Origin of the sequence: Paraburkholderia sp. SG-MS1, assembly GCF_012275575.1 — a bacterium.
Classification (GTDB): domain Bacteria; phylum Pseudomonadota; class Gammaproteobacteria; order Burkholderiales; family Burkholderiaceae; genus Paraburkholderia.
Map to the genome: position 1 here is coordinate 1 of NZ_NPIH01000075.1, position 4169 is coordinate 4169.

The window sequence follows — 4169 nt, forward strand, 5'->3', positions numbered from 1 at the left end:
GCGGCTTCGCGTACGGCAAGGGCGCGCCGGTCTACTACATTCTTGCGTACGGCACGCTCGCGTACATCCTCTCGTACTGGATGCTGCCGCCGATCTGGCGTTACGCGAAGAAGCACCGCCTCGTGTCGCAACCACACTTCTTCACGCGCAAATACGAAAGCCCAGCACTCGGCACGCTGGTCGCGCTAGTCGGCGTGGCCGCGCTGATTCCGTATCTCGTGCTGCAACTGAAGGGGCTCGGCATCATCGTCGCGACGGCCTCGTATGGCGCGATTTCGTCGACGGCGGCCGTGTGGATCGGCGCCGCCGTCGTGACCGCCTACGTGATCGTCTCGGGCGTGCGCGGCTCCGCGTGGAACTCGGTGGTCAAGGACCTGCTGATCCTCGCGATCGTGCTGTTTCTCGGCATCTACCTGCCGCTGCACTACTACGGCGGCCTGGGCGACATGTTCCGCGCGATCGACGCCGCCCGCCCCGGCTTTCTCGCCTTCCCGGCGCGCGGCTCGAGCGTGACGTGGTTCCAGTCGACCGTGCTGCTGACCGCGCTCGGCTTCTTCATGTGGCCGCACACGTTCGGCTCGATCTTTACCGCGAAGGACGAACGCATCTTCCGCCGCAACGCGATGGTGCTGCCGCTGTATCAGCTGATCCTGCTATTCGTGTTCTTCGTCGGCTTCGCGGCGACACTGCGCGTGCCGGGCCTCAAGGGCGGCGACATCGACCTGTCGCTGTTCCGCCTGTCCTTGCAGACCTTCGACCCGTGGTTCGTCGGCGTGATCGGCGCGGCCGGCATTCTGACCGCACTGGTACCGGGCTCGATGATCCTGACTTCGGCATCGACGCTGCTCGCCAACGACGTCTATCGCGGCATGGTGAACCGCAACGCATCGGACGCCTCGGTCGCGACGCTCGCGCGCTTCCTGGTGCCGGTGGTGGCGCTGGTCGCGGTCGGCTTCACGCTGAACGGCGGCGAGACCATCGTCGCGTTGCTGCTGATGGGCTATAGCTTCGTCACCCAGCTTTTCCCCGCGGTAATTTGCAGCCTGTTCCCGCATAACCGCGCGACCAGACAGGGCGCGTTCTGCGGGATCGTAGCCGGGGTAGCGGTGGTCGCGCTAACGACCACGCTGCACTGGAGCGTCGGCCAGTTGATGCCGTTCCTGCCCGATGCGTTGAAGGACGTCAACATCGGCTTCCTCGCGCTGGCGGTGAACGTGGTCGTGTTCGTGGTAGTGAGCGCGGCGACGCAGCCGCGGCCGGTCGAGCAGACGCAGGCATCGGTGCATTGAACAGGCACCGGTTTCGTTCAGTCTGAGTGCATGAAGGGGTTGCCCGCGTCAGCGGCGACCCCTTCACTGTTTCAAGTCCCGTGCATTCATGCGAGTGTCCCGCGCGCAAACGGCGCGCCGTGCGCCAAAGTCAAATCTACATATGAATGAAAAAAACGCCTGCGCGCCCTGCGCGCGTCGGCTGCAACTCGCGCCTTTTGCAGTCTCTGCGCACTGCAACACAAACCTGCTCCGGCACGTGTGAAAAACGTAAAACGACAGGCACATGCCTTGCTCATGCTTCGCGCTTGCGAACCGCCTCGCACTGTGCAAGTGCAATAATCCCATTTCCGGGGGCCAACTTGTCGCTCAACGTACTTCTCGTCGCTTCGGAAGCCTTGCCGCTCGCCAAATCCGGCGGTCTCGGCGATATGATCAGCGCCTACGCCGCCGCGTTGCGCGATGCCGGCGCCGAGGTCTCGATCCTGATGCCCGCTTATCCCGCCGCACTCGACCGCGCGCTCGACATCACGCCCATCGCTCGCATGACCGGCCTGCCCGGCGGCGATGCGAAGCTCCTGCGCGGCCGGATGCCCGACACCGGTGTGCCAGTCCTGCTTCTGCAGATGGATCACCTGTTCGCCCGCGAGGGCCTGTACCGCGATCCGCAAGGCCGCGACTACCTCGACAACCTCACGCGCTTCGCCTCGCTCGCGGCCGCCGCGACGCGCGTGGCGCGCGGCGTGCGCAACCTGAAACGCCCCGACATCGTGCACGCGCACGACTGGCATGGGGGGCTTACGCCGCTCTATATGCGGCTCGCCGGCGTGGCCGCCAAAAGCGTGTTCACGATTCACAACCTCGCATTCCAGGGCAATCATCCGCTCGCGATGGGCGGCTGGATCGGCATACCGCCCGAGCTGCTCGCGCCGGCCCTGTCCGATGAGCGCAGCATCGAGTTCTACGGCTCACTGAGCATGATGAAAGCCGGCATCGTGCATGCGGATCGCGTGACGACCGTCAGCCAGCGCTACGCCCGCGAGATTCTGACGCCACGGTTCGGCTACGGCATGGAAGGCGTGCTGCAGGCGCAAGCCGGCAAACTGTCGGGCATCGTCAACGGCATCGATACGGTGAACTGGAATCCGGCCACCGACGCGACCATCGCACGCCGCTATGGCGTGGACGACACCGCCGGCAAGCAGGCCTGCAAGCGTGAACTGCAACAGGCGTTCGGCCTCACGCGCGAGCCGTTTGCACCGCTCGTCGCCGTCGGCAGCCGGCTCACCGACCAGAAGCTCGCGGACGTCGTCGTGCGCGCGTTGCCCGCCTTGCTCGAACGGCATGCGCGGCTGCAATTCGCCATTCTTGGCCAGGGCGAGCGCGATCTCGAACAGGCGGTGCAGGCATTGGCTGCCGCGTGGCCGGGACGCGTCGGCGTGCAGATCGGCTACGACGAGCGGCGGGCTCACATGCTGCATGCGGGCGCGGATATCCTGCTGCACGGCAGCCGCTTCGAGCCATGCGGGCTGACGCAACTCTATGCGATGCGCTACGGCACGATTCCGGTGGCGTCGCGCGTGGGCGGGCTCGCCGATACGATCGTCGATTACGCGCCGCAAGACGGGCGTGACGAGGCTCGCGCAACCGGCTTCCTGTTCGATGGCGAAACGCCGGAGCACGTCGCGCATGCACTCGGACGTGCGTTGACGGTGTTCGGACAGCCGTCGACGTGGCATGCGTTGCAGCGTAATGCGATGAACCGCGAATCCGGCTGGGATGCATCGACCGCGAACTATCTGGCGCTGTATGCGGAACTGGTCGATGCAAGGCCGGCGCCGCGCGACGCACGTGTTCGCAAGACGGCCGTTCGGGAACGCGCGGCGGGCGGTGCCGCTGTTGCTACTGGCACGCGCAGGACTCGCGTGGAGGAAAGCTTTGCGAGCGCCGCCGCAGAGATGACGCGCAGCGCGTGATACGTCGGGCGCAGAGGGTGCGATGGATGGTGCGACGGATACGGCAAGCCAGGCGCGCCGTTGTTCGTTCGTCGTGTTGGCGACGCAGCGTCCACGCCTCAATTCGCACGCCCGCTGACGATCACCAGTCCGCGCGACAAGCCGCTTACCTTGTCGACCGCCAGCGCGCCCGCGTACAGTTGCGCGACCGGCACCCACACGGCCGGATACTTGTACCGCGCAACGTCGAGCAGCAGCGCGCTATCGCTCGCGGCGTCGTAGGCGGCGAGCGGCGACCAGTGCCCGCCGCCCATTTCGCCGATCTCCACGCGCCGGAAGTTCAGCAACGCAAAGCGGTCCTGACGAACCGTGGCGTCACGAATGCGCTCGCGGAACTGATCGAGCGTCATGGCGCTCGCGTGCCATGTCGTCACGTCGAGCGGGAACGTGCGTAGCACCGCGCTGAGTTGATCGAGCGTCATGCCCTCTTTCGATACCCGCGCGGGGTCGGCCACTTGCGGGTCGATGCCGCGAAAGAAATCCTGCTGCGAGAAAAACGGGAAGTCCGGATACAGGCTCGACTCGGGACGACGAACGCCCAGTGCGTTGAGCACCATGACCGAGGCCGCGACCGAACACCAGCTTTCGCTACGCTGCGTCTCGAAGTACTGCGCGAGCGGCCAGTACGACTGGCTGTATGGCGTGGACGTCAGGCGCTTCTGGCCCATGGCCAGGGTCAAGGGAATCAGGTTGGGCGGGACGGGCAACGGGCCGTCGGCGGGACGTGCCGTTTGCGGCGACGTGGCTTGCGCGGCGCTTTGGCCTGAGAACTGCGCGGCGCTTCGCGTCTGGGTGAGGCCATGGTTGGCCTCCGGCGCCCACGGCGCGCAGGCCGCCAATGCCGCCGTCGCGACAGTGACGAGGCCCACGGCCCGGCTTATGCGCC

3 protein-coding genes are annotated in these 4169 nt (G+C 66.2%); 2 read left to right on the forward strand and 1 reads right to left on the reverse strand.

Features of this window, described 5'->3' with window-relative positions; all coding sequences use genetic code 11:
• Positions 1 to 1289: sodium:solute symporter family protein (locus CIC12_RS05060; RefSeq protein ID WP_168662746.1), on the forward strand; the 1289-nt coding region annotated here is incomplete at its 5' end.
• Between the two features lie 341 nt (positions 1290 to 1630).
• Entirely contained in the window at positions 1631 to 3244 is a 1614-nt protein-coding gene (gene glgA, locus CIC12_RS05065) for a glycogen synthase GlgA (protein WP_168662749.1), read from the forward strand.
• A gap of 98 nt (positions 3245 to 3342) precedes the next feature.
• Here the strand turns inward: glgA and CIC12_RS05070 are convergent.
• The coding region (locus tag CIC12_RS05070; RefSeq protein ID WP_238812377.1) for a phytochelatin synthase family protein at positions 3343 to 4169 on the reverse strand (827 nt) is incomplete at its 5' end.